The sequence below is a fragment of the Streptomyces rapamycinicus NRRL 5491 genome (genome assembly GCF_024298965.1).
Classification (GTDB): domain Bacteria; phylum Actinomycetota; class Actinomycetes; order Streptomycetales; family Streptomycetaceae; genus Streptomyces; species Streptomyces rapamycinicus.
On record NZ_CP085193.1, the window covers coordinates 6922783 to 6948955 of the forward strand.

22 protein-coding genes are annotated in these 26173 nt (G+C 72.3%); 17 read left to right on the forward strand and 5 right to left on the reverse strand.

Annotation, left to right across the window (positions count from 1 at the left end):
- Positions 1-17: 17 nt before the first annotated feature.
- Positions 18-815: an SDR family oxidoreductase gene (locus LIV37_RS29095; protein ID WP_020870670.1), complete on the forward strand. Its 798-nt coding sequence runs from the start codon at positions 18-20 to the stop codon at positions 813-815.
- Between the two features lie 38 nt (positions 816-853).
- On the forward strand, positions 854-1882 hold the full coding sequence (locus LIV37_RS29100; protein ID WP_020870671.1) for an L-idonate 5-dehydrogenase: 1029 nt from the start codon (positions 854-856) through the stop codon (positions 1880-1882).
- A 240-nt stretch (positions 1883-2122) separates the two neighbouring features.
- Here LIV37_RS29100 and LIV37_RS29105 read toward each other — a convergent pair whose 3' ends face one another.
- Positions 2123-3298, reverse strand: coding sequence for an FAD-dependent monooxygenase (locus LIV37_RS29105; RefSeq protein ID WP_309471204.1), 1176 nt, complete (start codon positions 3296-3298; stop codon positions 2123-2125).
- Between LIV37_RS29105 and LIV37_RS29110 the strand changes: the two genes are divergently transcribed.
- Entirely contained in the window at positions 3227-3667 is a 441-nt protein-coding gene (locus LIV37_RS29110; protein WP_309471205.1) for a TetR/AcrR family transcriptional regulator C-terminal domain-containing protein, read from the forward strand. The two genes, LIV37_RS29105 and LIV37_RS29110, sit on opposite strands and share 72 nt — an antisense overlap.
- Positions 3668-3704: 37 nt before the next feature.
- Here LIV37_RS29110 and LIV37_RS29115 read toward each other — a convergent pair whose 3' ends face one another.
- Positions 3705-4565: a helix-turn-helix transcriptional regulator gene (locus LIV37_RS29115; RefSeq protein WP_020870674.1), complete on the reverse strand. Its 861-nt coding sequence runs from the start codon at positions 4563-4565 to the stop codon at positions 3705-3707.
- A gap of 127 nt (positions 4566-4692) precedes the next feature.
- Here LIV37_RS29115 and LIV37_RS29120 point away from each other — a divergent pair, with 127 nt between their 5' ends.
- The 4 genes from LIV37_RS29120 to LIV37_RS29140 all read left to right on the forward strand — a co-directional run bounded on the left by LIV37_RS29120 (position 4693) and on the right by LIV37_RS29140 (position 9877).
- Positions 4693-5688 (forward strand): aldo/keto reductase, encoded by a 996-nt coding sequence (locus tag LIV37_RS29120; protein ID WP_020870675.1) that lies wholly within the window; start codon positions 4693-4695, stop codon positions 5686-5688.
- A 239-nt stretch (positions 5689-5927) separates the two neighbouring features.
- A complete protein-coding gene (locus tag LIV37_RS29130; protein ID WP_020870676.1) occupies positions 5928-6935 on the forward strand; it encodes a trypsin-like serine peptidase in 1008 nt (335 codons plus the stop codon).
- Between the two features lie 129 nt (positions 6936-7064).
- Entirely contained in the window at positions 7065-8504 is a 1440-nt protein-coding gene (locus LIV37_RS29135) for a CoA transferase (RefSeq protein WP_020870677.1), read from the forward strand.
- Between the two features lie 431 nt (positions 8505-8935).
- Positions 8936-9877: an aminoglycoside phosphotransferase family protein gene (locus tag LIV37_RS29140; protein WP_020870678.1), complete on the forward strand. Its 942-nt coding sequence runs from the start codon at positions 8936-8938 to the stop codon at positions 9875-9877.
- An 87-nt stretch (positions 9878-9964) separates the two neighbouring features.
- Here LIV37_RS29140 and LIV37_RS29145 read toward each other — a convergent pair whose 3' ends face one another.
- The 3 genes from LIV37_RS29145 to LIV37_RS29155 form a co-directional block, all read right to left on the reverse strand.
- Positions 9965-11164 (reverse strand): acyltransferase family protein, encoded by a 1200-nt coding sequence (locus LIV37_RS29145; protein ID WP_121825195.1) that lies wholly within the window; start codon positions 11162-11164, stop codon positions 9965-9967.
- A 101-nt stretch (positions 11165-11265) separates the two neighbouring features.
- Positions 11266-12675, reverse strand: a complete 1410-nt coding sequence (locus LIV37_RS29150; RefSeq protein WP_020870680.1) for a polysialyltransferase family glycosyltransferase — start codon at positions 12673-12675, stop codon at positions 11266-11268.
- A complete protein-coding gene (locus LIV37_RS29155; RefSeq protein WP_020870681.1) occupies positions 12675-13652 on the reverse strand; it encodes a glycosyltransferase family 2 protein in 978 nt (325 codons plus the stop codon). The genes LIV37_RS29150 and LIV37_RS29155 overlap by 1 nt, the downstream gene beginning before the upstream one ends.
- Positions 13653-13839: 187 nt before the next feature.
- On the opposite strand from LIV37_RS29155, the gene LIV37_RS29160 reads away from it, so the two are divergent.
- The 10 genes from LIV37_RS29160 to LIV37_RS29205 all read left to right on the forward strand — a co-directional run bounded on the left by LIV37_RS29160 (position 13840) and on the right by LIV37_RS29205 (position 26170).
- Complete coding sequence (locus LIV37_RS29160; protein WP_121824381.1) at positions 13840-15201, forward strand: DUF6716 putative glycosyltransferase; 1362 nt, start codon at positions 13840-13842, stop codon at positions 15199-15201.
- Positions 15202-15314: 113 nt separating this feature from the next.
- Positions 15315-16514 (forward strand): acylneuraminate cytidylyltransferase, encoded by a 1200-nt coding sequence (locus LIV37_RS29165; protein ID WP_020870683.1) that lies wholly within the window; start codon positions 15315-15317, stop codon positions 16512-16514.
- Entirely contained in the window at positions 16515-17453 is a 939-nt protein-coding gene (locus LIV37_RS29170) for an N-acetylneuraminate synthase family protein (protein ID WP_020870684.1), read from the forward strand.
- A 116-nt stretch (positions 17454-17569) separates the two neighbouring features.
- Positions 17570-18781 carry a hypothetical protein gene (locus tag LIV37_RS29175; protein ID WP_121824380.1) on the forward strand — a complete coding sequence of 404 codons (1212 nt, stop codon included), beginning with the start codon at positions 17570-17572 and terminating at the stop codon, positions 18779-18781.
- Between the two features lie 228 nt (positions 18782-19009).
- The gene (locus tag LIV37_RS29180; RefSeq protein WP_020870686.1) at positions 19010-20230 is read left to right on the forward strand and encodes an amidohydrolase; all 1221 of its coding nucleotides are present in this window, start codon (positions 19010-19012) and stop codon (positions 20228-20230) included.
- A gap of 297 nt (positions 20231-20527) precedes the next feature.
- Positions 20528-21562, forward strand: coding sequence for a BMP family lipoprotein (locus LIV37_RS29185; RefSeq protein WP_020870687.1), 1035 nt, complete (start codon positions 20528-20530; stop codon positions 21560-21562).
- Between the two features lie 126 nt (positions 21563-21688).
- Positions 21689-23335, forward strand: a complete 1647-nt coding sequence (locus tag LIV37_RS29190; RefSeq protein WP_121824379.1) for an ABC transporter ATP-binding protein — start codon at positions 21689-21691, stop codon at positions 23333-23335.
- Positions 23332-24459, forward strand: a complete 1128-nt coding sequence (locus tag LIV37_RS29195) for an ABC transporter permease (RefSeq protein WP_020870689.1) — start codon at positions 23332-23334, stop codon at positions 24457-24459. The genes LIV37_RS29190 and LIV37_RS29195 overlap by 4 nt, the downstream gene beginning before the upstream one ends.
- Positions 24456-25751 carry an ABC transporter permease gene (locus LIV37_RS29200; RefSeq protein ID WP_020870690.1) on the forward strand — a complete coding sequence of 432 codons (1296 nt, stop codon included), beginning with the start codon at positions 24456-24458 and terminating at the stop codon, positions 25749-25751. The genes LIV37_RS29195 and LIV37_RS29200 overlap by 4 nt, the downstream gene beginning before the upstream one ends.
- Positions 25748-26170, forward strand: a complete 423-nt coding sequence (locus LIV37_RS29205) for a cytidine deaminase (RefSeq protein ID WP_020870691.1) — start codon at positions 25748-25750, stop codon at positions 26168-26170. The genes LIV37_RS29200 and LIV37_RS29205 overlap by 4 nt, the downstream gene beginning before the upstream one ends.
- The last annotated feature ends 3 nt before the right edge of the window (positions 26171-26173 follow it).

Here is a 26173-nt window from a genome sequence, read left to right on the forward strand (position 1 = left end):
GTAGGGGTACGTACGCCATGACGACACATCCGCTCTTCGACATCGCGGGCCGCACCGCGCTGATCACCGGCTCAAGCCGGGGCATCGGCCACGCCCTCGCGCGGGGGCTCGTGGAGGCCGGCTGCACGGTGGTGCTCAACGGGCGCGATCAGCGGGCCCTGGAGAAGGCCGCGGCCGAACTCGGCGACGTGGGCGACGTGGGCGGGGTCGGTGCGGGGGGCGCGGGGGTGCACACCGCCGCGTTCGACGTCACCGACGGCCCGGCCGTCGCCGCCGGTATCGCCGATGTCGAGGAGCGGGTGGGCCCGCTCGACATCCTGGTCAACAACGCCGGGATGCAGAACCGGGCGCCGCTGCTGGAGTTCACCGACGACGCCTGGCGGCAGATCCTGGACACCAACCTCACAAGCGCCTTCCTGGTGGGCCGGGAGGCCGCCCGGCGGATGACGGCCCGCGGCCACGGCAAGATCGTCAACATCTGCTCCCTCCAGAGCGAGGTGGTCCGCCCCGGCATCGCGCCCTACGCGGCGACCAAGGGCGCGCTGAAGATGCTCACCAAGGGCATGTGCGCGGACTGGGGCCGGTACGGAATCCAGGTCAACGGGCTCGGTCCCGGCTACATCGAGACCGAGCTGACCCGGCCGCTGGTCGAGGACGAGGAGTTCAGCGCCTGGGTGCGCGGCCGGACCCCGGCCGGGCGCTGGGGCCGCACCGAGGACCTGATCGGGGCGCTGCTGTATCTCGCGTCCCCGGCGGCGGACTTCGTGAGCGGACAGGTGCTGTACGTAGACGGCGGCATGACGAGCGTGTTGTGAACGCCGGGATACCAGGTGAGCGTGAGGAGGCTGGGCGAATGGTGCTGGGCTGTGTGATCCACGGACAGGGCGATCTGCGGGTCGAGGAACTCCCGGAGCCGGAACCGGCGCCCGGGCAGGCGCTCGTGGCGATCCGCTACGGCGGGATCTGCGGATCGGACCTCCACTACCACCGGCACGGCGGGGTGGGCGACTTCCGGCTCCAGGAGCCGATGGTGCTGGGACACGAGGTCGTCGGCACGGTGGTGGCGTACGGCGAGGGCGCGACCGGGCCCGCGGCCGGCACCCCCGTCGCCGTGCACCCGGCCACGCCGTGCGAGGTGTGCCCCGAGTGCGCCGACGGCCGCGCCAACGTCTGCCGCGACACCCGCTACCTGGGCAGCGCCGCGCGCTTCCCCCACGTCCAGGGCGGCTTCGCCTCCCGCGTCACCGTCCCGGCGGCCCAACTGCGCGCCCTGCCCGACGGACTGGACCCACGCCGGGCGGCGCTCGCCGAACCGCTGTCCGTCGCGCTGCACGCGGTGCGGCGGGCGGGCACGGTGAAGGGCCGCCATGTGCTGGTCACCGGCGCCGGCCCGATCGGCTGCCTCACCATCGCGGCAGCCCGCGCGGCGGGCGCGGCGACCATCACGGCGACCGATCTGCTGCCCCGCGCCCTGGAGTTCGCGGCGGCGGCCGGAGCGACCGCGTGCGTACGGGCCGACGACCCGGACGACCCCAACTGGCCCTCGGACGAGTTCGACATCGCCATCGAGGCATCCGGCGTCGCCGCCGGACTCGACACCTGCCTGCGGCGGGTGCGGCGCGGCGGGGTCGTCGTCCAACTCGGCATGCTGCCGCCCGGACAGAGCCCGTTCGCCGGGAACGTACTGGTCAGCCGCGAGATCGAACTGCGGGGCGCATTGCGCTTCCACGCCGAGTTCGACGACGCCCTGCGGCTGCTGGCCGCCGAGCCGTCGTTCGACGCGCTGATCAGCGGGGTCCGGCCGGTGGAGGAGGCGGCGGAGGCATTCACTATGGCCGCCGACCGCAGCCAGTCCTGCAAGGTCCTGCTGGACTTCGCCTAGCCGGGGCCTGGTCTGGCGGTACGCGTACGCCTGCGGCGGGCTGTTCCCCTACCCGCCCCTTCCCTCAACTGGGGCTCCGCCCCAGACCCCGGCCGGTCCGCTGCCGTGGCGACGGTCGGCTCCTCGACCCTCCCGGGGTCCAGGGGCGGAGCCTTTGCCGCGCGGCGGAGCCGCATAGTGATGCTGCGGGAAGGGGCGGGTAGGGGAAAATCCGCCAGCACGGCCGAAACCCGGGCTCGATCATCGCGTGAGCAGGGGGTGTACCCGGGCGCCGTCCGCCGTCCAGCAGACGTAGCCGTCCGGGCGGATGAGGAAGAGGGCCGGGGCGGGGCCGTAGGTGGTGGTGAGGTGGCCGTCCGGGTCCAGGAGGTCGGGGGACGGGCCGCCTGCCCTGATCGTGCGCACGCATCCGGCCGTCCCCAGCGTCGGGGCGAGGCCGCCGAAGTCGGTGTCCGGTGCGGGCGGTGGCGCGTCGCCGAGGACCAGCAGGGTGAAGTGCGGGCCGCGCAGGACGTCGAAGAGCCGGACGGGCGTTCCGTCGGGCAGGGCGCACGGTGCGTCCGGGGCGCGGTCACCGGCACCCAACTGGTTGCGGTGGTCGCCGTCGTTCCGCTCGTTCACCGCCAGCGGGCCGTCCCGGTAGGACAGGCCCAGCTGGTGGACCTCGCTCGTGCGGCGCCGCCCCTCCGCGTCGCCCGCGCGGTGGGCGCGGTGGATGCGGGTGCTGATGCCGAGGACGCCCGTCGCGATCGGCAGGCGTTCGGCCTCGTAGCTGTCGAGCAGGGCCGGGTCCGCGCCGTGTCGTAGCACCTGCCCCAGCTTCCAGCCCAGGTTGTACGCGTCCTGGACGCTGGTGTTGAGGCCCTGGCCGCCCGCCGGGGAGTGGATGTGGGCGGCGTCGCCGATCAGGAAGGTCCGGTCCGCGCGGAAGCGGTCGGCCATAGCCGCCCGTGGGGTGAACGTCGAGGCCCACCGCACCTCGCGCACGTCGGAAGCGGCGAGGTGGGTGCGGTCGGCGATCAGTTGGCGGACGGCCTCGGGGGAGGTGTTGGGGACCGCGTCCGGGGCGTCGTACTGCGCGGCGACCTGGAACTGGTCGGTCCCGGGGAGCGGGCACAGCGCGATGGCGCCGCCCTTCGCGTGCTGCCAGACGTGCCAGTGGTCGCGGCCCAGGCCGCGCTCCGCGCCGTCGATCGCCGCGTCCGCGATCAGCGTCGGCGCCGGGTGGACCGTCTCGCCCGTCATGCCGATGCCGAGCCGCTTCCGGACGGTGCTGCGGCCGCCGTCGGCCGCCACGAGGTACGCGGCGCGCGCGGTCCCGGTCGAGCCGTCGGCGTAGGCGAGGTGCGCGGTGACACCGCCCGCGTCCTGCTCCAGGCCGGTGAGCGCGGTGCCGAACTCGACGCCGCCGCCCAGTTCCCGGAGGCGCGCGTAGAGGACACCCCGAGCGCCGCCGCCCGCGCCTCGTTCATCGCGTACAGCTTCACGCTCGGCTTCGTGATCGAGGAGCAGTCGGTCGAGCCCCGGCCGGGGGAGCGGGCCCCCGGCTACGACGTCACCGAGCGCGAGGAGCGCATGGCCGCCGAGGGCTATCCGCTGGCGGCGGCGGTGAGTTCGGACCTGTTCCTGGACTACGAGGCGCGCTTCGAGGAGGGGTTGCGCGCCATCGTGGCGGGCATCGAGGCCACCCTGGCCCCGGCGGCCCCGGCGGCCCCGGCGGCCCCGGCGGCCCCGGCGGCCCCGGCGGCCCCGGCGGCCCCGGCGGCCCCGGCCTCGCGCCAGTAGTCGGTACCGCGATCGTGCTCGCCGCGGGCGGCCCGCTTCACCGGACGGACGGGCCCGCCTCCCCCGCGGGGAATTCCTCGATGCCGAGCACCCGCAACAGGTCCAGCCGCTCGCGGGTCTCGGCGTCCGCCGGGGTGAGCACCAGCAACTGCTGGCCCAGGTCGGGGGTGACGAGGGTTTCGCAGTCCATCGCCAGCCGCCCCACCCTCGGGTGCAGCACGGTCTTGCGGTCGGCGCGCCGGACCGCCACCTCGTGTTCGGCCCAGAGCCGGCGGAAGTCGGCGCTCGCGGCCCGCAACCGGTCGACGAGTCCGGTGACCGTGGGGTCGCCGGAGCGACGGCCGGCGGCCGCGCGCAGGTCGGCCACGATGCTGCGGGCGTAGTGCTCCCGCTCCTCGGCCGGGTGGACGGCGCGGGCGGCGGGGTCGGTGAACCAGCGGTAGGCCGTATAGCGCCGGTCGCCGGTGAAGCCGCTGTGGTCGCCCGCCAGCAGGATGCCCATCCGGTTCTGGACGAGCACCTCGCCCAGGTCGGACAGCACCATGGCCGGGGTGTCGCCGAGCAGGTCGAGCATGCGCAGCAGACCGGCGCGGGCCAGTCGGGCCGCCCCGTCGGCGGGCGGGGGCCGGTGTCCGGCGAGGTGGAACAGATGGTCGCGCTCGTCGTCGGACAGACGCAGCGCGCGGGCCAGCGCCCCGAGCAGTTGGGGCGAGGGCTGACTGCTGCGGCCCTGCTCCATGCGTACGACGTAGTCCACCGACACCCCCGCGAGCATGGCCACCTCCTCCCGGCGCAGACCGGCGGTGCGGCGGCGGGGGCCCTCGGCGATACCGACCTCGGCCGGGGGGATCGCCTCACGGCGGCGGCGCAGGAAGTCGGCGAGCTGGTCACGCTGCATGCCCTCATGGTCCTCGGGACGGACGAGCCCATCCAGGGAGCGCCGGTCCCTGGATGAACGCTCCGCTCCCGTACGTCCGGGCGGGGGCCCACAGTGAGTGGCGGATCGACGACGTGAGGAGAACACGATGCAGACACGAACCCTGGGCAGCACCGGTCCGGCCGTCTCCGCGCTGGGCCTGGGCGCGATGAGCATGTCGGGCGTCTACGGCGAGGCCGACCGTGCGGAGAGTGTCGCCACCGTGCACGCCGCGCTGGAGGCGGGCGTCTCACTGATCGACACCGGTGACTTCTACGCCATGGGCCACAACGAACTGCTGCTGGCCGAGGCGTTGCGCGGCCGGGACCGGGACAGCTACCGGCTGAGCGTGAAGTTCGGCATGCTGCGCGGGCCGGGCCGGGAGTTCGGCGGGATGGACGGCCGGCCCGAGGCGGTGAAGAACTTCCTCGCCTACTCGCTGAACCGGCTGGGCACCGATCACATCGACATCTACCGTCCGGCCCGGCTCGACCCGGCGGTGCCCATCGAGGAGACGGTGGGCGCGATCAAGGAGATGATCGACGCGGGGTACGTACGCCACCTCGGCCTCTCGGAGGTCGACGCCGCGACGATCCGCCGGGCACACGCCGTACACCCGGTGGCCGATCTGCAGATCGAGTACTCGCTGGTCTCCCGCGCGGTGGAGGCGGAGGTTCTGCCCACGCTGCGGGAGCTGGGCATCGGCATGACCGCGTACGGCGTCCTCAGCCGTGGTCTCATCTCCGGGCACTGGTCCCCCGGCCACACCAGCGGCCCCGGCGACAGCCGCGCCTTCAGCCCGCGGTTCGCGAGCGGGAACGTGGAACACAACCTCGCCCTGGTGGAGGCCCTGCGCCGAGTGGCCGAGACGAAGGGGTGCACCGTCGCCCAACTCGCCATCGCCTGGGTGGCGGCACAGGGCGAGGAGATCGTGCCGCTGATCGGCGCGCGTAGCCGTGAACGGCTCGCGGAGGCGCTGCCCGCGATCGAGGTGGAGCTCACCGCGGACGACTTCGCCGAGATCGAGAAGGCGGTGCCGCTGGGCGCGGCGCGCGGCGACCGATACCCGGCCGTGTTCATGTCCGGGCTCGGCGTGGGGAACTGAGGCCCGGAGCTCCGGGCCCTTCCGGCGCTCGCGGCGCTCCCGGTGGGGCCCGGGCCGGTACCCACAACAGGCACCGTTGCGGTATGAGGGCGCATCGCACGTGCGCTAGGGGGATCCCTAATTGTGACGTCCGGCCTCATGGCAGGTCTGGACCAGTCGTGGCACCCTACCGGCGACAAAGCGTCAGACAACGTTGTCCGGCGCTCTCGGGCACCTCCAACGGACTTGGAGCCGACCGCATGAGACGTGTCGCCACCTTATTCAGCGCCCTCACCCTCGCCACCCTCAGCTGGACCGCCGGAACCACCGCCCACGCCGCCACCCCCGCCCCCGCCCCGGCCCACCCTGCTCCCTCCGCTCAGGGAACCTCCGTCTCCACCGAGGAGCAGCGCGCCGCCGTCCGCTTCTGGACGGCGGAACGGCTTCGCACCGCCAGGGACGTCACCACCCTGCCCGCCGCCCACACCGCGAAGCTCGCGGACCCGGCGCCCACCACGGGCCAGCGGGTGACCGTGCCCCCGCTCCCAGGTCCCACCGCCCCCGCCCCCGCGCCCTCGCCCCGGGCCACGTCCCCCACCGCCTGGACCGGCGGCGGCCTGATCAGCACCACGGCGGGCAAGGTCTTCTTCCAGAACGCCTCCGGCTCCACCTTCGCCTGCTCCGCCACCGTCGCCAACAGCGACAACAAGTCCGTCGTGCTCACCGCCGGCCACTGCACCGTGGACGCGGCCACCGGCACCGGTTACCGCAACTGGGTCTTCATCCCGGGCTACAACAACGGCAACCGCCCCTACGGCACCTTCACCGCCCGCCGCCTCCTCTGGGACGCCCAGTACGTCTCCACCCGCGGCAACGCCAACTGGGACTACGCCTTCGCCGTGATGAACACGCTGAACGGCCGCACCCTGGCCGACACCGTGGGCGCCCAGGGCATCGCCTTCAACTCGCAGACCGGCCGCCACGTCCATTCCTTCGGCTACGGAGGCTCCGCCGCCGAGGGCAACGGCGAGCGGCTGAACCACTGCGAGGGCAATGAGTTCGCCGACGCGGGCCGCCCCGGGTCCACGATGTGGGGCATCGACTGCGTCCAGACCGGCGGGTCGAGCGGCGGCGGCTTCCTCGCCGACTTCTCGGGCGGCGCGGGCTATCTGATCGGCAACATCAGCGTCAGCGCGGGCACGAACGAATACCACCCGACGCTGGGCAACGAGGCCCTCGGCCTCTACCAGCAGGCGGGCGCCGCATAGGCCCGCCACCCACCTCGCACGGCCCGCCCTCTCCGTCCCCGACCAGGAGGAGGGGGCGGGGCACTCGCCGTAAGGCGCTCAGGTGCTCCGGCGCTCGTTCGCTCCGGCGCCCAGGCGCACAATGAGCGCATGACGAGGAGCGACGCACCACCACCGGACACGCGGGACGCGGCCACCGCCCACGCCTGGGCCGCCCTCGGCGGCGACCCGGCGCTGCTGGAGCAGGTGACGTACCGCCCGGTGAGCGGCGGACTGCCCGCCCAACTGCCCGTGGCCGAACTGGCCCGCGCCACCGTGGGCGTGTGCTCGCTGGCCGCCGCCGAACTGGGCGCGCGGCGCTCCGGCGGGGCCGTTCCGGCGGTACGGGTCGACGAGGGCGCCGTCGCCACCGCGTTCGTCAGCGAACGGCACCTGCGGATCGACGGCCGGAAGCCCACCAACTTCGCCCCACTGTCCGGCTTCTGGCGCGCGGCCGACGGCTGGGTCCGTACGCACGCCAACTACCCGCACCACCGGGCCCGGCTGCTCACCGCCCTCGGCCTGCCCGGCGACAGCGGGCCGGACGAACTCGCGGCGGCGCTCGCGGCCCGCCCCGCCCGCGCGATCCAGGAGACCGTCTACGCGGCGGGCGGCTTGGCCGTGGCCGTGGCGGAGCCGGAGGAGAGCGAAATCCCGCTGGCCGCGCTGCCGTTGATCGAGTCCCGGCGGGCCGGAGAGGGCACCCCGCGCCGCCTCCGGGAAGTGCCCCCGCCCGCAAGCGGTGCGCTGCCCGTGAGCGGTGCGCTGCCCGCAAGCGGTGCGCTGCCCGTCAGCGGCGTGCGCGTGCTCGATCTGACCCGGGTCATCGCCGGACCGGTGGCCACCCGCACCCTGGCCCTGCTCGGCGCCGACGTACTGCGCATCGACTCCCCCCGGCTGCCCGAGGACCCGGACGCCCACGCCGACACCGGCTTCGGCAAGCGCTCCGCCGCACTCGACCTCGCCGCGCCCGGGGACCGCCGGACCTTCGAGGCGCTGCTCGCCGACGCCGATGTGGTGGTCACCGGCTACCGACCCGGTGCGCTCGACCACTTCGGACTCGCCCCGGACGCCCTGCTGGAGCGCCACCCCGGGCTGGTCGTGGCCCAGCTGTGCGCTTGGGGCTGGTCCGGGCCCTGGGCCGGGCGGCGTGGCTTCGACAGCCTGGTCCAGGCGGCCACCGGCATCGCCGCGATCGAGGCGGACGCCGACGGTCGCCCCGGTGCGCTGCCCGCCCAGGCGCTCGACCACGGCACCGGCTACCTGCTGGCGGCGGCGGTGCTGAGGGCGCTGACCGAGCGCCAGGAGATCGGCGGCGGACACCATCTGCGGCTCTCCCTCGCGGGCACCGCGTCCTGGCTGACCCACGGCATCGCCCCCGCCGCCCTGGCGGACGGCCCCGCCCATGATCCGGCGCCCTGGCTCGCCGAAACCGCCTCCGACCTGGGCACGCTGCACCACGCCCGTTCGCCGATAGCCACCCCGGACGGTCCCCTCGCCTGGCCCCGCCCACCCGGCCGCCTGGGCGCCGACGCCCCGCGCTGGCTCTGACCCCGGGCACCTCCCCACGGGGTGTCCGGCGGACCACGCGGCGGAGCCGCGCATCGAGGCTTTCCCCTGCCCGCCCCCTCCCGACACCTGACGATATGCGGCTCCGCCGCGTGGGGGGCTTCGCCCCTGGACCCCGGGGTCGGACGAGCCGGATGACCGGGCGGGCGCCCGCGCGCATTCCGGTCGCCCGGCCGGGGTCCGGGGCGGAGGGCCCGGGTTTGTTTCGCTGCCGAATCCCGGGGGGTGTGACGAGGCGGCCGTCGCCTGCGATCAGTCCACCGGTCAGGACGCCGGGGTCTGGGGCGGAGCCCCAGTTCGGGAAGGGGCGGGGTGGGGAACGGCCCGCCGCAGGCGCAAATTCGGTTGCCGCCGAGCCCTCCCCTGACGCGTAGTGGTGTCCGACATGACTCAGGAGGCTCAGGAGGGTGCCGATGAGCGCGAGCACGATGCATGCCGACGAACGGCCCATCGACGCGGCTCTCGTACGGCGGCTGCTCGCCGCGCAGTTCCCCCGGTGGGCGGGACTGCCCATCGAACGGTTCGCCTCGTCGGGCACCGTCAACGCCCTGTTCCGGCTCGGCGACGATCTCGCCGTGCGGCTGCCGAGGATCGCGGGCGGCGCCGGGGACGTGGAGCGGGAGCACCACTGGTTGCCCCGGCTCGCGCCCGCGCTGCCGGTCGCCATCCCCGCGGTGCTGGGCAGGGGCGCGCCGGGCGACGGCTTCCCCTGGCCGTGGACCGTGCAGCGCTGGCTCGACGGGGAGAACCCGCTGGAGGGGCGGGTCGCCCGGCCCGGGGCGCTCGCCGCCGATCTCGTGGAGTTCATCGTCGCGCTGCGCGCGATCGAGCCCGCGGACGGGCCGCCCGCGTACCGGGGCGGACCGCTGTGGGAGGTGGACGAGGAGACCCGTACCGCGATCGGCCTGTTGCGCGGATCAGTGGGCACGGTCGACACCGACGCGGCCACCGCGGCGTGGGAGGAGGCGCTGGCGGCGCCCGGCTGGGACGGGCCGCAGGTGTGGGTGCACTCCGATCTGATGCCGGGCAATCTGCTGGTCGCGGACGGGCGGCTGAGCGCCGTCATCGACTTCGGGACCGCCGGGGTGGGCGACCCCGCCTGCGATCTGATCCCGGCCTGGAATCTGCTCCCGGCGTCGGTACGGGAGGACTTCCGCGCCGCGCTCGGCGTGGACGACGCCACCTGGGCGCGGGGCCGGGGCTGGGCCCTGAGCATGGCGCTCATCCAGCTCCCGTACTACCGCGAGACGAATCCGATGATGGCGGCCAACGCCCGTCATGTCATCGACCAGGTGCTGGCCCAGCGAAACGCCCAGGGGAAACGGGTAGGGGAAACCCCTGAGGGAAACGCCTGAGGGAAACGCCTAGGGCTCCTCTCACCGCTAGCGGCGAACCGCGGAACAGCGAGGGGAGCCCTTGAGCCCTGGGACCGCGCGCGGCCCTTACAGCCGGGCCGTGCTCAGCGAGCGCTTGATCATCGGGGTGAACCGCTGCTCGATGAAGCGGTAGAGCAACCAGGCGAGGCCCAGCATCACCAGCACGGTCAGGGCGAACGTCCCGTAGGAGGGGATGCCCAGCTTCTGGTGGAGCACCCAGACGACGACCCAGCCCAGATGCTCATGGACCAGGTAGAACGGGTAGGTCAGGGCGCCCGCGACGGTGAGCCAGCGCCAGTTTGCCCAGTTCAGCTTCCCCAACGCGATCAGCGTGACCGCCACATAGCCGAAGGCGACCACGGCGATGATGCCGGTGGCCGACCGGTAGGAGAAGGCGTCGATGTCGGCCGGGTGCCACAGCTCGCGGATCGCGTAGTGCTGGCCGATCAGGAAGCTGATCCCGATGATGCCCCAGGCCAGGGCGTCATGGCCGAAGCGGTGGAGCAGATAGATGCCCATGCCGCCGATGAAGTACGAGGAGTACTCCGGCATCAGGACCACGTCCAGCAGCGGCAGGTCCGACGCCTCGGCGAACGCCGAGCCCAGCGTCCAGACGGCGCAGAAGAGCACCACGCGGTGCCGGGTCGCGCCCGGGAGCACCACGAACAGCGCGAAGAGGGCGTAGAAGCGCAGCTCCGCCCAGAGCGTCCAGCACACGCCAAGCACCCGGTCCACGCCGAGCGGCTGCTGGAGCATGGTGAGGTTGACCAGCGCGTCGCTGGGCGACACCGTCTTGTAGGCGACCCAGGGCAGCGCGAAGACGCCGGTCACCAGGATGATCGCGACCCAGTAGGCGGGGTAGAGGCGGGAGACGCGCGAGGCGAAGAACGAGCGCAGCGGCCGTCCCCATCCGCTCATGCAGATGACGAAGCCGCTGATGACGAAGAAGATCTGGACGCCGAGACAGCCGTAGGCGAAGTAGCTGGAGAGGGTGGGGAACTGCGCGCGGGGCGAGGAGCCCCACGCCTGGGTTATCTCACCGTCGCGGCCGCCGTAGTGGTACGCGGCCACCATGAGCGCGGCGAGCAGCCGCAGCCCGTCCAGCGCCCGCAGCCGCACCGGATGGCCTCCGCCGCGCGCTGCCGCCTTGGCAGTGCGCTCGGCGGATCGCTCCAGGGCCGTGTCGGGGGCGGGGGCGCGCGGCGGCGTCGGCGTGGGAGCCGTCGCCGCCGCGGTGGGTATCCGCCCGGTGTCGGGGGCGGACATCGGCCCGGCGTCGGCGGTGGGTATCGGCCCGTCGCCGGGGGCGGGTATCGGCCCGGCGTCCGCGTCGGATATCGGCCCGGCGTCGGGGGTCGGCGGCGCGCTCATCCGGTGACCGTCCGCTTGAGGGCGGCCCGCTTCAGGGCCCGGGCCCGGCGCGCCACCTTGCGCACCGTCTCATTACGCGGGATGAACGCCAGTTGCGAGGGCACCGCCCCGGGCAGGGCGAGCGCGGTCAGCCGGCGCTTCTTGAAGTAGCGCCAGGTGTTGTTGTCCAGGTGGGCGGAGAGATAACGCTCGGTCGCGGGCCGCAGATCCGGGTAGATCTTGGCCTGCATGCAGAAGCCGACCGCGGAGACCAGCCCGGTGAGCCGCTTGCCCGCCCGCTCGTCCACCGGCTGGGCGGCGGCCACCGCCTTGTGGTCCTCGAGGTCGGGCAGCAGCGCGTCCACGATCGTCACCGGCACGCGGTTGCTGTTCTGGTACGGGGTGAGCCGCTCCAGCAGCGTATCGGTGCCGATCCGGGCCACCGGCAGTCCGTAGAAGACGTCGGCGGTGAGCAGCGCGGTGGAGAAGCAGCCGATGACCAGGGCCGGGCTCATCCGCTGGTAGAGCACCTCGGCGAGGACCGGAGTGTCCATGACGGTCAGCTCCGCGCCCAGTTCGGCGGCCTTCTTCTCCAGCATCCGCGACCAGCGGGCCGGGGCGGTGGGGTGCGGTTTGAAGACGACGGTGCGGTGGCCCAGCGCCACGGCGCCGCGCAGCATCCGCAGATGCAGCTCTTCCTCCTCCTGCGGGGAGAGGATGTCGAGCGCGGACAGGTACTGGCCGAGCATCAGCGCGGGGCCGTTGCCGAGCGCGATCCGCTCACTGGCGGAGGCGACGCCGCGCGGGGCGGCCTCGGCCACCTCCGTGAGCACCTTGGTGAACACCTCGGTCGGCAGGATCTCCGGCTCGACGCCGAACTCGGTCAGCAGCAGCGGCCGCAGCCCGGGCACCAGGTCGAGGTGGAGCAGCCGGCGGATCCGGGTGCCGATCAGCGGGTCCAGCTTGTTGCGGGTCGGGCCGTAGCTCATCAGCCCGTCCGCGTAGACGTCGATGGGCGCGCCCTGGAACACATTGGCGACCGCCATCGCCGGGTTGACCTGGATGGACTCCAGGATCAGCTCGACCTTGTCGTCGCCGAGGTTCCACAGCAGCCGCAGATGGCGCTCCCACAGCGGGGCGTCGTCGACGCGCGGGGCCCAGCCGCCGGGGTGGAACGGCGAGATCGTCTCGTTCCAGGACAGTACCCGGTCGAAGCGGTCGCGCAGCCGCTCGAAGCCGGGCATCTCATCGACCGGCGGGGTGGTCTCGGGCGTCGCGGCGTTGTTGCTGATCAGCAGCAGCCGGCGGTCGGCCGGGCCGACGCTGCCCGCGTCGATCGCGGCCGCGAGGGTCGCCGCCCCGTAGAGGGTCGAGGCGAGGAAGATCTGGGTGCGCTTGCGCTCCGCCAGGGGCTTGTAGGCGGACATCAGGCCGCCACCTCCGCCCCCGCGGACCGGCGCTTGACTCGCCGCAGTCGCGCGGCGCGCTCGTAGTCCATGGAATCCAGTGCGTCCTTCAATACGTCCTGGGGCATGCGTTTCATCGCCGCCGCCGACATGGAACGGAGTTTGCGTGCCACCTGTGGTTCGAATCTCTCGATGTTGCCGAGGTGGTGGGAAATGATCGCGCAATAGGTGCGGACGGCCTTCGGCAGCAGGGCGTCGGCGTCGCGGTCCCGTGCGGTTTCCTCGATCACCTGGTCGAATGCGCGAATGAAGTCGAGCTGCCGCACATCGCCGATCTGGGTGAGCGAGGAGGAGACCCCGCGCCGGTAGAAAACCCCGGCCAGTCCGAGGACGGCGAAGCTGCGGGCCTCGCGGTGCAGCCGCCAGATCCAGGGCCGGTCCTCGGCGGTGCGCAGCCCGTGGGTGAAGTGCAGCAGCCCCTCGTCGACCAGGCGGCGGTGGTACATGCCCGCCCAGGCGTAGGGGTAGTCGACGGAGGTGGAGCGGTCGGCCGGGAGGATCACGTCCCGCGGGTTCAGCACCTCATCGCGGCGGCCGTGCGGCACCCGGGTGATGGAGCGCGCCCGGGCGGTGCACTGGACATGGTCGGTGCGGACGAAGTCGCACCCCAAGTCCTCGATCGCCGCGAGCAGTTGGGCGTAGTAGCCGGGGGCCAGCCAGTCGTCGCCGTCAAGGAAGGCGAGGTACTCCCCGGTGGCGTTGTCCAGGCCGGTGTTCCGCGCGGTGGCCAGCCCACCGTTCTTCTCATGCCGTACGTAGACGGCCCCCGGAAGGTCGCGTTCTGCCCGCTCCAGGATCTCCGGGGTCCCGTCGGTGGCACAGTCGTCGACGAGAATGAATTCGAAGTCCTCACGCGCGTTCGCGCGCAGACTTCTGAGCGTGTCGGGGGCATAGGTCTGCACGTTGTAGAACGGCACGATGACGGAGAGCTTAACCACGCGGGTGACGCTAGGTCGCCGGTCGGCATTCGTCTTGACCTAGGGTGTACGTAAAGGTGAACGAAGGACGTCGGAACGGTTAACCCGCCGCTCCCGCCAGCCGATTCTCCAATCGTCGACGTTCTGTTAACCCTTTGTTGCTCTTGCGTTGGGCCGTGAATCGACAACGCTTCCTAGCGTCTCCGACGTGTCCTCACGTACCAAATCTCCTGTGCGAGTCGCCGTGCTCGCCGACTCCGACACCCGGTGGAAATGGGGCGCGCTCACCGCGCATCGCCTCGTACCGGATGGGTCGGGTTCTGCCTCGGAGCGCCGCCTCGACGGCTTCCTGCTGCGCGGCCGCGCCACGCCGACCGCCCGGCAGCTCACCGAGGTCGGGGTGCGCGCCGACGCGATGCGCGAGGTCACGGGCGTGGAATTCGTACGGGCGGTGGACCGTGAGCGCTATGACGTGATCGTCCTCTCCCTGGTGGGCGGCGCCGTCCAGGCCATGCTGCACGGACTGCGCCACGCCTGGGAGGGCGCCGACCGCCGCCCCGTGGTCGTCACCGGCTATGTCGGTGTCGTCTACGAGAAGCTGGCCGACGGGCTGCTGCTGCGCCACGGCGCCGATGTGGTGCTGGCCAACTCCCGCCATGACGCCGAGCGCTTCCGCGACGTCTACAAGGGCGTCGGCGCCGACGCGGAGAGCGTCGTGGAGTGCGCGCTGCCCTTCCTCGGCGGCGACCGCTACGACGAGAAGGCGCGGCTGGGCCGGAAGTACCCCGGCGGCACGGTCGTCTTCGCCGTCCAGCCGTCCGTCCCGGACAACCGCGCCGACCGCACCTATCTGCTGCGCCGCGCCGTGGAGCACGCGCGCCGCCACCCGGACCGCGAGGTCGTGGTCAAGCTGCGCTCCAAGCCGGGCGAGCACACCACCCACATCGAGGAGCTTCCCTACCAGAAGCTGATCGCGAAGTTCGGCGACGATCTGCCCGCCAACTTCCGGCTCGCCTACGGAAACATGGGCGAGGTCCTGGACACCGCCGACCTGCTGGTCACGGTCAGCTCCACGGCCGCCCTGGAGTCGCTGCACCGCTCCGTACCGACCGCCGTGCTCACCGACCTCGGGGTGCGCGAGACGCTCGGCAACCACCACTTCCTCGGCTCCGGCTGTCTGGCCTCCTGGGACCAGTTGGACGCCGGGCACCTGCCCGAGCCGGACGCCGCATGGCTCAGCCGTCAGGGCGTGGCCGCCGACGGGCCGTACGAGACCTGGTTCGACGCCGCGCGGGAGCGGGTGGCCGAGCTGGCCGCCGCACCGGCCCTGCCGCCGCTGGCCCCCTTCTACACCCCCGTCACCGCACCCGGCTATCTGCCCGGCCGGCTCGCCCGGTACGGCTTCGAACCGGACGGCTCACCCCGCCCCGGGGCCTCCGCCGAGGACGAGGCGCAGGTCTCCGCGTTGCGGCGGGTGGTGCGCAACACGATGCGGGAAGCGGCCCGCGGCGCCTACCGCCACGGCGTCCAGCGCGTGGCTCCCGTCATCCGGCGGATGGGGGAGCTGTGAGCGACGTAGCGGCCGTGAGCAGCGCCCCGCGCGCGGACCAAGGCGCCCCGCGCGCGAACCAAGAGGAGGCCGGGACGGCCTCGATCACCTCTGCAACCCCTGAAGGAGCCGCCATGACCGCATCGAGCCCGTGTGTGCTCGCCGTGATCCCCGCCCGTGGCGGATCGAAGGGCGTTCCCGCGAAGAACCTCGCCGCCGTCGGCGGCGTGCCGCTGGTCGCCCGCGCGGTCATGGAGTGCCGGGCGAGCCGCCTGGTGACGGACGTGGTCGTCTCCACCGACGACACCGGTATCGCGGCCGCGGCGCGCGGTGCCGGCGCGGTGGTCGTCCAGCGGCCCACCGACATCGCGGGGGACACCGCCACCAGCGAGGCGGCGGTGATCCACGCGATGGACGCCTACGAGGCGTCGCACGGCACCACCGTGGACGTGGTGCTCCTGGTGCAGTGCACCAGCCCCTTCATCATCAGCGAGGACATCGACGGGGTGGCCGCGGCGGTCGCCGAGAAGGGCGCCGACACCGCCCTGACCGTCGCCTCCTTCCACGGCTTCGTCTGGCGCGAGGGCGAGAACCCCGGGAGGGACGGCGGCGACGGGGTCAACCACGACAAGTCGTACCGCCCGCGCCGCCAGGACCGCCCCCAGGACTTCCTGGAGACCGGCGCCGCCTACGCGATGGACGCGCGCGGCTTCCGCGAGGCCGGGCACCGCTTCTTCGGCCGCACCGACCTGGTGCGCACCGACCCCGCCCGGGTGCTGGAGATCGACGATCCGCACGATCTGGCCCGCGCCCGCGCGCTCGCCCCGCTGTTCGACGCCGAGCGGCCGGGCGCCCTCCCCACCCGCGACGACATCGACGCGGTGGTACTCGACTTCGACGGCACCCAGACCGACGACAGGGTGCTCGTCGACTCCGATGGACGCGAACTCGTGGCCGTGCACCGCGGCGACGGGCTCGGGATCGCCGCCCTCCGCCGCGCTGAGCTGGCGCTGCTGATCCTGTCCACGGAAAAGAACCCGGTCGTCGCCGCACGGGCCCGCAAACTCCAGGTCCCCGTGCTCCACGGCATCGACCGAAAAGATCTCGCACTGAAGCAGTGGTGCGAGGAGCAGGGCATCGCGCCGGAGCGCGTGCTCTACGTCGGCAACGACGTCAACGACCTCCCGTGCTTCGGCCTCGTCGGCTGGCCCGTGGCGGTCGCAGGTGCGCACGACGTCGTGCGCGGCGCCGCACGTGCGGTCACCTCCACCCCCGGAGGGGACGGCGCGATCCGCGAGATCGCCTCGTGGATTCTCGGAAAGGAACTGTCTTAAGTGAGCTCCAACTCTCGCCTCCGCACCCTCGGCGCGAAGACCGCCGGACCCGGCCACCCGGTCTATGTCACCGGTGAGATCGGCATCAACCACAACGGCGACCTGGAGAACGCGTTCAAGCTGATCGACGCCGCCGCCGAGGCCGGCTGTGACGCGGTCAAGTTCCAGAAGCGAACCCCGGAGATCTGCACCCCCCGCGACCAGTGGGACATCGAGCGTGACACCCCCTGGGGCCGGATGACCTACATCGACTACCGCCACCGCGTGGAGTTCGGCGAGGACGAGTACCGCGCCATCTCCGAGCACTGCCAGAAGCGCGGTATCGACTGGTTCGCCTCCCCGTGGGACACCGAGGCCGTCGCCTTCCTGGAGAAGTTCGACGTCCCGGCGCACAAGGTGGCCTCCGCCTCGCTGACCGACGACGAGCTGCTGCGCGCCCTGCGGGCGACCGGCCGCACGATCATCCTGTCGACGGGCATGTCCACCCCCAAGCAGATCCGGCACGCGGTGGAGGTGCTCGGCAGCGACAACATCCTGCTGTGCCACGCCACCTCCACGTACCCGGCCAAGGCCGAGGAGCTCAACCTGCGCGTGATCAACACGCTGCAGGCCGAGTACCCCAACGTGCCGATCGGCTACTCCGGCCACGAGACCGGTCTGCAGACCACCCTGGCCGCCGTGGCGCTCGGTGCCGCGTTCGTCGAGCGTCACATCACCCTCGACCGCGCCATGTGGGGCTCGGACCAGGCCGCCTCGGTCGAGCCGCAGGGCCTGACGCGGCTGGTGCGGGACATCCGCACCATCGAGGAGTCCCTCGGTGACGGCGTCAAGAAGGTCTACGAGAGCGAGCTCGGCCCGATGAAGAAGCTCCGCCGTGTCGCGGGCGTCGTCGCCGAGTCCGAGTCCGAGTCCGCCGACCGCGAGCCCGCCGCGGTCTGAGGCACTCTGCCGTGAATCCACCGGCCGGTGAGCCCGGCCCTTGCCCGGAAGCGGCGGGCACCCCTGACTCGTCGGGGGCTGCCCGCCGCTTCCGGGCCCTGCCTTTGGACGGTGCGATGGTCTCCGCTGCCCCCCCTGCCTCTCCGGCCACGCTTGCCTTCGTAGAGAGCCCGGTTCAGCTGCTGAACGTGCTGGAGTGGGCGTACGCCGACGCCCAGCGCGCCACGGGCCCCGAGGCCACGGTGGTCCAGGACCTCACCGTGGTGGTGCTCTCCCCGCACGATCCGATGACCCGCGGCCAGCTGCGCCGGATGGCCGAGCTGGCGCGGGACGAGGGCTTCGCCGTGCGCTGGGAGGACGCGCGCGGCGGGGCCGGTGCGCCGATCAAGACCATCGGCGGGCTGCGCGGTCCGCTGCGCCGGGCCGGGCGGATCGTCATAGGCGATCCGTTCTCCCGCTATGTCCAGCTGCTGCTGACCCTCACCCGGGCCAAGGACCTGGTCGTGGTGGACGACGGCACGGCCACCATGGAGTTCATCTCCCAGCTGGCCAAGGGGGAGCCCCTGGTGCGCTGGCACCGGCGCGGCAGCAAGGGGCCGCGCGACATGGTGTTCGCGCCGGTCTCCGCCACCGCGCGCCGCCGGCTCACCCCGGGCACCAAGCGCCGGGTCGAGGTCTTCAGCTCGATGCCGGTGGAGCCGCCCGCCGGGGTCACCATCACCGCCAACGACTTCGCCTGGACCCGCGCCCGGTTCGGCCCGCCCCGGCTCACCGGGGGCACCGATCTGGTGGGCACGTCCCTGGTCGAGACGGGCGTGGTGGACCTGGAGCGCTATCTGGAAGCGGTCGGCTCGCTGGCCCGCGCCCATGGCGCCACCCGCTACTTCGCCCACCGCCGGGAGAGCGCCGAGAAGCTGCACCGGGTCTCGGCCGAGGTGGGTCTGGAGATCGTACGACCCGATCTGCCGCTCGAGCTGATAGCCCGCCGCGGCCCCATCGGCCACACGATCGTGAGCTTCCCGTCGACCGTGGTGCACACCCTGCCGCTCGCGCTCGTGGGCACCGGCGTCCAGGTCGCGGTCTGCGATGTGGACCCCGCCTGGCTGACCAGGGACGCCTCCCCGCGTGCCCAGGGCTTCCTGTCCGGGGTCACCGGGACGGCGCGCGATGTGCGCCGGCTGGGCTCGGGGCCGCAGACGGGGCCGCCCCCACCGAGGGACGCGGCCCCACCGAGGGACGCGGCCCCGCCCAGAGACGCGGTCCCGCAGCGAGACGCGGCCCCGCCGGCGAACCCGGGACCGCCCGCGGCACCGGTCGCGGCGTCCTGAGACCGGTCGCGGCGTCCTGAGGCGTCTCAGGTTCTGAGCCAGTCGCCCGTACGGCCGTGTGGCACATCTCACCCGCGGCCGACCGGGAAAACCCGCTGTTATACCCCCTGACTAGGAGGATCATGCAGCGGGCCGGGTACTTTTGCGTACCCGAACAGATTGAATTTTTGTTGATCGACATTCGGCGGACCCACCTGGCGTTCTACGCTTCTTCAGGTGAAGCAATTGATGTCCCTCGATGCGACCGATGTCACACCCGCCGACGCGCCCGCGCTGCCCGGCACGCTCCCCGACGAGCTGCGTGCCGAACTCATCGCCTTCCGGCGCGACTTGCATATGCACCCCGAGCTCGGCAACTGCGAGTTCCGCACCACCGCCGCGATCAAGGCGCGGCTGGAGCAGGCGGGACTCGAGCCGCGGGTGCTGCCCTCCGGCACCGGTCTCATCTGTGACATCGGCCCGCGCGACGGCGTAGCGCCCCTGCTGGCGCTGCGCGCGGACATCGACGGACTGCCCATCCCCGACACCAAGACGGTCGACTACCGCTCGACCGTCGCCGACCGCGCCCACGCCTGCGGCCACGATGTGCACACCACCGTCGTGCTCGGCGCCGGTCTGGTCCTGGCCGAGCTGGCCCGCGAGGGACGGCTGGCGCGTCCCGTGCGGCTGCTGTTCCAGCCCGCCGAGGAGGTGCTGCCCGGCGGCGCGGCCGACGCGATCGAGGCGGGCGTGCTGGACGGCGTCGGCCGGATCCTGGCCCTGCACTGCGACCCGAAGGTCGAGGTCGGCCGGATCGGGCTGCGGGTCGGGCCGATCACCTCGGCCTGCGACCGGCTGGAGGTCTCCCTGGACGGGCCGGGCGGCCACACCGCGCGCCCCCATCTGACCACCGACCTGGTGACCGCCGTCGCCAAGGTGATCACCGAGGTGCCCGCGCTGCTGGCCCGCCGGGTGGACGCCCGCTCGGGTCTGGCCGTCACCTGGGGCCGGGTGGAGTCGGGCCACGCCTGCAATGTGATCCCGCAGCACGCCGAGCTGTCCGCCACCGTCCGCTGCCTGGATCTGCCCTCCTGGCGGGAGGCGCCCGACCTGGTCCATGCCGCGGTGGACGAGATCGCCACCCTGCACCGCGCCAAGTCGGAGATCAACTACATCCGCGGGGTCCCGCCGGTGGTCAACGAGGCGAGCTCCGCCGAACTGCTGCGGGACGCGATGATCGCCCGTCGGGGCACGGACGCGGTCGAGGGCACCGAGCAGTCCCTGGGCGGCGAGGACTTCTCCTGGTACCTGGAGCGGGTGCCCGGCGCGATGGCCCGCCTCGGCGTCCGCAAGGTCGGCGACACCACCCGGCGCGACCTGCACGCGGGCGACTTCGACGTGGACGAGGGCGCGATCGCGGTGGGCGTGGAGCTGTTCACGGCCGCCGTGCTGCTGGACCGGAACGCGTAGACCCGACGGCCCGGATCACGTAGAGCCGACGGTCCGGAACACGTAGAGCTGACGCCCCGGATCACGTAGACCCGATGAGCCGGAACACGTAGACCCGACGGTCGCGGCGCCGCGCGCTTCCCTTGGCGCGCGGCCTGATCACCCCTTCGTCACCGCCGGTACCGCCCGCGGTCACGAGAGGTTCGCGACGATCCGATAACGGCTTCCGAGGGGGCCTTTATCTGGCATCTACGCGCGTTACGATGCGGCGGAGCCAGCGCCGCAAGGGGCGCTTCGAGATCATCAGAGGGGACCCTCGTGCGCCGGGTATCCACGATAGCTGTCGCGGGCATTGCCACCGCGGCTCTCGCATTCTCCGTCACCGCGTGTGGCAGCAGTTCCGAAGAGGGAAGCAAGGACGCCGGCATCGGTCTGGCCTACGACGTGGGCGGCCGCGGCGACCACTCCTTCAACGACTCCGCCGCCAAGGGCTATGACAAGGCCCTGAAGGACTTCGACGTCAAGGGCAAGGAGCTGACGGCGAAGGACGGCGACACGGACGCCGACCGCTACGACAAGCTGGCGAGCCTCGCCGAGGCGGGCTACAACCCCGTCGTGGGCGTCGGCTACGCGTGGACCCCCTCGCTCACCAAGGCCGCCAAGAAGTACAAGGACACCGACTTCGCCATCGTCGACTCGGTCGTCGACTCCAAGAACGTGGCCAGCCTGGTCTCCGCCGAGCACGAGGGCTCCTACCTCGCCGGCGTGGCGGCGGGGCTGAAGACCAAGTCCAACAAGGTCGGCTTCATCGGCGGCACCGACAGCGCCCTGATCAAGAAGTTCGCGGGCGGCTTCCAGCAGGGCCTGAAGGACACCAACCCCAAGGCGTCCCTCGACGTCCAGTGGGTGCAGGTCGGTTCGCCCAAGGGCTTCGGCATGCCGGACCGCGGCAAGGACATCGCCGAGGGCATGCTCTCCAACAAGGTCGACGTGATCTTCTCCGCGGCCGGCGGCTCCGGCGCGGGCGCCATCGAGGCGACCGCAGGCAAGAAGGGCACCTGGTCGATCGGCGTCGACGGCGACCAGTACTACGACAAGGGCCTGGCCCAGTACAAGAAGGCGATCCTGACCTCCATGGTCAAGACCGTGGACGGCTCGGTCTACGACTTCATCAAGAGCGTCGTGAAGGACAAGAAGCCCGAGAGCGGCGTCCAGACCTACGACCTCAAGCGCGGCGGCGTCTCCCTCTCCTACTCCGGCGGCTTCATCAACGACATCAAGCCGAAGATCGAGGCGGCCAAGAAGAAGATCATCGACGGTCAGATCAAGGTCCAGGACACCTACAAGGACTGACCCCTCGCGCCACGGACCCGTAACGAGACCCCCGGCACCCGCCCCGGGTCCGCCCGGGTCCGTGGCGTACCCGGCCGGTCCGGCCCCCGGCCGGCCCCGCCCCCCTCCGCCCCTCAGGAGTGCGCCATCAAAGCCGCCAGCCCACCCAAGGGCGCTCCCGCCGGTGCCGTCACCGACGTCGCCGTAGAACTCCACGGAATCACCAAGCGGTTCCCCGGAGTCGTCGCCAACCACGACATCGACATCACCGTGCGCCGCGGCACCGTGCACGCCCTCGTGGGCGAGAACGGCGCGGGCAAGTCGACCCTGATGAAGATCCTCTACGGGATGCAGCGCCCGGACGAGGGCACCATCGCGATCGACGGCGAGACGGTGGAACTGCACTCCCCGGCGGACGCCATATCCCGCGGCGTGGGCATGGTGCACCAGCACTTCATGCTCGCCGACAACTTCACCGTGCTGGAGAACGTGGTCCTCGGCGCCGAGAAGCTGCACGGCATCGCCGGCAAGGCGCGGGCCCGGATCAAGGAGATCTCCGACGCCTACGGGCTGGGCGTCCGCCCCGATGTCCTTGTCGAGGACCTGGGCGTGGCGGACCGTCAGCGCGTGGAGATCCTCAAGGTCCTCTACCGGGGTGCCCGGACGCTGATCCTCGACGAGCCGACCGCCGTCCTCGTCCCGCAGGAGGTCGACGCGCTCTTCGACAACCTCCGCGAGCTCAAGTCCGAGGGCCTGACGGTGCTGTTCATCTCGCACAAGCTGGGCGAGGTGCTGTCCGTGGCCGATGACATCACCGTCATCCGGCGCGGCACCACGGTCGCCTCCGTCGTGCCGTCCGAGACCAGCCCCCGGCAGCTGGCCGAGCTGATGGTCGGCAGCGAACTGCCCTCGCCCGAGACCCGCGAATCCACCGTCACCGACACCGACATGCTCGTCGTGGACGCGCTGCGGCTGACCGCCACCGATGTGGACGGGGTCGAGCGGGCCGTGCTCGACGGCATCGACTTCGCCATCCGCAAGGGCGAAGTCCTCGGCATCGCCGGTGTGGAGGGCAACGGCCAGGCCGAACTGGTCGAGGCCATCATGGGCATGCGCGACCCCGACGCCAGCACCATCACCCTCGACGGCGCCGACATCTCCCACGCGCCCACCCGCAAGCGGCGCGAGGACGGCATCGGCTACATCCCCGAGGACCGCCACCGGCACGGACTGCTGCTGGAAGCGCCGCTGTGGGAGAACCGCATCCTCGGCCATGTCACCGAGCAGCCCAACAGCAAGGCCGGGCTGCTCAACCCGGCCGCCGCCCGGCGCGACACCGAGCGGATCGTCGCCGAGTACGACGTGCGTACGCCGGGAATCGAGGTCACCGCGGCCTCGCTGTCCGGCGGCAATCAGCAGAAGCTGATCGTCGGCCGGGAGATGAGCCACCACCCCAAGCTGCTGATCGCCGCGCACCCCACCCGGGGAGTGGACGTGGGCGCCCAGGCGCAGATCTGGGACCAGATCCGCGCCGCGCGCCGGGACGGCCTGGCCGTGCTGCTGATCTCGGCCGACCTGGACGAGCTGATCGGCCTGTCCGACACCCTGCGGGTGATGTACCGCGGCCGGCTGGTCGCCGACGCCGACCCCGCCACGATCACCCCGGAGGAGCTGGGCTCGGCCATGACCGGCGCCGCCTCCGGCCATCTGGAGGGCCCGGCGGACGACAGGACCGGGGCCGAGAGTGAGGCCGGGACCGAGGCCGAGGCCGCGACCGGGGGAGAGGACCGATGAAGAAGCTGGACAAGGAGCGGGTGCTGCTCGCGGTCGCGGCCCCGGTGCTGGCGCTCGCCGCCGCGTTCGTGGTGACCGCGCTGGTGCTGCTGGCGACCGGCAAGGAGCCGTTCAACGCCTTCGGCATCATGTTCGAGTACGGCGTGAAGGCCGACAGCCAGGTCTACATCCTCAACAAGGCGACCACGTACTACCTGGCGGGGCTCGCGGTGGCCATCGGCTTCCGGATGAACCTCTTCAACATCGGCGTCGACGGCCAGTACCGGCTCGCCGCCTTCTTCGCCGCCGTCGTCGGCGGGGCGCTGAAGCTCCCCGGGCTGGTGCAGATCCCGCTGATCCTGCTGGTCGGCATGCTCGTCGGCGCCATGTGGGCGTCCATCGCCGGTCTGCTGAAGGTCTACCGGGGCGTCAGCGAGGTGATCAGCACCATCATGCTGAACTCCCTCTCGGGCATCGTCATCAGCTACCTGCTGGTGGACGGGCGGCTGGCCGACCTCGACAAGCAGACCAACATCGTGGCCACCGACCCGCTGCCGTCCTCCAGCCACTTCTTCACCATCCCGGCGGGCGGCGACCTCGACCCCATCTGGGGCTTCATCGTGGTCGCGGCGCTCGCGGGCGTCGGCTTCTGGTTCCTGCTCGGGCGCACCCGGTTCGGCTTCGACCTGCGCGCGGTGGGCCGCTCCGAGTCCGCCGCCCAGGCCAGCGGCGTCAACGTCAAGCGCATGGTGCTCACCAGCATGCTGCTCTCGGGTGCGATGGCCGGTCTGATCGGCATGCCGACCCTGCTCAACGACACCCACCAGTTCACCTCCGACTTCCCCACCGGCATCGGCTTCACCGGTATCGCCATCGCGCTGCTCGGCCGCAACAACCCGGTCGGCATCGGCCTGGCCGCCGTGCTGTGGGGCTTCCTCGAGCGCGGCGCCAACCGGCTGGAGTTCGAGGGCTACGACAAGGAGATCGTCGGGGTGATGCAGGGCGTGATCGTCCTGTGCGTCGTCATCGCGTACGAACTGGTGCGCCGCTACGGGCTCAAGCGCCAGCAGCAGAGGGTGGGCGCGGAGCTCGCCGCCCAGGCCAAGGCCGACAAGGGTACGGACAAGCAGGAGGTGCCGGCATGAGTGCCACGGTGACCACCACCAAGAGCACGAGCACGCCGGGCAAGGGGAACGGGCCCGCCTCCCGGATGTCCCTGGGCAAGGTGCTGCTGATCGTCGCCGGGGCGCTGGTCGCGCTTTCGGTGCTGCGGGCGCTCGTCGACGCCGCCCAGCAGGCGGACTTCGACCGCGTCACCTCCGCCGGGCAGATCGGCGCCGCGCTCTCCATGGCCGTGCCCATCGGCCTCGCGGGCCTCGGCGGGCTGTGGTCCGAGCGGGCCGGTGTGGTCAACATCGGCCTCGAGGGCATGATGATCCTCGGCACCTTCTTCGGCGCCTGGGCCGGCTACCAGACCAACCCCTGGGTGGGGGTGCTCGCGGGCGTCCTCGGCGGCGCGCTCGGCGGGCTGGTCCACGCGGTGGCCACCGTCACCTTCGGGGTGGACCACATCATCTCCGGTGTGGCGATGAACATCCTCGCCCTCGGCGCCACCACCTATCTGGCCAAGCGCTGGTTCGAGCCGCTGGCCGACATCGGCGGCTCCCCGAAGAACTCCCCGCAGGTCGACCCCATCCAGTCGTTCACCGTCCCCGGACTGTCCGACTGGCTCGCCGACCTGGAGAACCACCACTGGTTCCTGGTCTCGGACGTCGCGGGCATCCTCGGCGGCCTGGTCACCGACATCTCGGCGCTGACCGTCGTCTCCGTCCTGCTGGTCGTGGGCAGCTTCTTCGCCCTGTGGCGTACCTCGTTCGGACTGCGGCTGCGGTCGTGCGGTGAGAACCCGACGGCGGCCGAGTCCCTCGGCGTCAACGTCTACCTCTACAAGTACGCGGCCGTGGTGATCTCCGGCGGCCTCGCCGGGCTCGGCGGCGTCTTCCTCGCCCTCGTCCGCTCGCACATCTACAACGAGGGACAGACCGGCGGCCGCGGCTACATCGGCCTCGCCGCCATGCTCTTCGGCAACTGGCGGCCGGGCGGGCTCGCGATGGGCGCCGGTCTCTTCGGCTACTCCGACGCGCTCCAGCTGCGCAACGGCGGGGCGACCGTGCACGCCCTGCTGCTCCTGGTCGCGCTCGGCCTCGCCGCGCTGGCGGCCTGGCGGATTGTCCGCAAGAGTTATGTCGCGGGCGCGGTGTCCGGCGCCGCGGCCGTCGCGCTGCTGCTGTGGTACGCCCTGACCGACACGGTCCCCAACGACCTGGTCAGCGCCACGCCGTACATCGTGACCCTGCTGGTCATGGGGCTCGCCGCACAGCGGCTGCGGATGCCCAAGGCGAACAACCGGCCCTACCGGAAGGGACAGGGCACATGACCGCTTCCGCCGCCGCGGCCCCCGACTGGGAGGGCTTGCGCGTACAGGCCCGGGACGCCATGTCCCGGGCCTACGCGCCCTACTCCGGCTTCCCGGTGGGCGCGGCCGCGCTCGTCGACGACGGCCGCACGGTCAGCGGCTGCAATGTGGAGAACGCCGCGTACGGCGTCGCGCTGTGCGCCGAATGCGGTCTGGTCTCCTCCCTCGTCGCCTCGGGCGGCGGCCGCCTCACCGCCTTCACCTGCTGCGACCGCGAGGGCACCGTACTGATGCCCTGCGGCCGCTGCCGTCAGCTGCTCTGGGAGCACGGCGGGCCGGAGCTCCAGATGGACACCGCCACGGGCATCCGCCCGCTCGCCGAACTCCTCCCGGACGCCTTCGGCCCCGCCGACCTGCGCCGCGCCGCGGCCCACGGCTGACGC

What these genes read in the sequence shown, in the direction of transcription:
- LIV37_RS29100 (WP_020870671.1), top strand. Translation starts at nt 854, where the DNA reads ATGGTGCTGGGCTGTGTGATCCACGGACAGGGCGATCTGCGGGTCGAG.
- LIV37_RS29095 (WP_020870670.1), top strand. Translation starts at nt 18, where the DNA reads ATGACGACACATCCGCTCTTCGACATCGCGGGCCGCACCGCGCTGATC.
- LIV37_RS29175 (WP_121824380.1), top strand. Translation starts at nt 17,570, where the DNA reads ATGGTCTCCGCTGCCCCCCCTGCCTCTCCGGCCACGCTTGCCTTCGTA.
- LIV37_RS29140 (WP_020870678.1), top strand. Translation starts at nt 8,936, where the DNA reads ATGAGCGCGAGCACGATGCATGCCGACGAACGGCCCATCGACGCGGCT.
- LIV37_RS29120 (WP_020870675.1), top strand. Translation starts at nt 4,693, where the DNA reads ATGCAGACACGAACCCTGGGCAGCACCGGTCCGGCCGTCTCCGCGCTG.
- LIV37_RS29200 (WP_020870690.1), top strand. Translation starts at nt 24,456, where the DNA reads ATGAGTGCCACGGTGACCACCACCAAGAGCACGAGCACGCCGGGCAAG.
- LIV37_RS29195 (WP_020870689.1), top strand. Translation starts at nt 23,332, where the DNA reads ATGAAGAAGCTGGACAAGGAGCGGGTGCTGCTCGCGGTCGCGGCCCCG.
- LIV37_RS29130 (WP_020870676.1), top strand. Translation starts at nt 5,928, where the DNA reads ATGAGACGTGTCGCCACCTTATTCAGCGCCCTCACCCTCGCCACCCTC.
- LIV37_RS29145 (WP_121825195.1), bottom strand. Translation starts at nt 11,164, where the DNA reads ATGTCCGCCCCCGACACCGGGCGGATACCCACCGCGGCGGCGACGGCT.
- LIV37_RS29205 (WP_020870691.1), top strand. Translation starts at nt 25,748, where the DNA reads ATGACCGCTTCCGCCGCCGCGGCCCCCGACTGGGAGGGCTTGCGCGTA.
- LIV37_RS29165 (WP_020870683.1), top strand. Translation starts at nt 15,315, where the DNA reads ATGACCGCATCGAGCCCGTGTGTGCTCGCCGTGATCCCCGCCCGTGGC.
- LIV37_RS29150 (WP_020870680.1), bottom strand. Translation starts at nt 12,675, where the DNA reads ATGTCCGCCTACAAGCCCCTGGCGGAGCGCAAGCGCACCCAGATCTTC.
- LIV37_RS29115 (WP_020870674.1), bottom strand. Translation starts at nt 4,565, where the DNA reads ATGCAGCGTGACCAGCTCGCCGACTTCCTGCGCCGCCGCCGTGAGGCG.
- LIV37_RS29135 (WP_020870677.1), top strand. Translation starts at nt 7,065, where the DNA reads ATGACGAGGAGCGACGCACCACCACCGGACACGCGGGACGCGGCCACC.
- LIV37_RS29180 (WP_020870686.1), top strand. Translation starts at nt 19,010, where the DNA reads ATGTCCCTCGATGCGACCGATGTCACACCCGCCGACGCGCCCGCGCTG.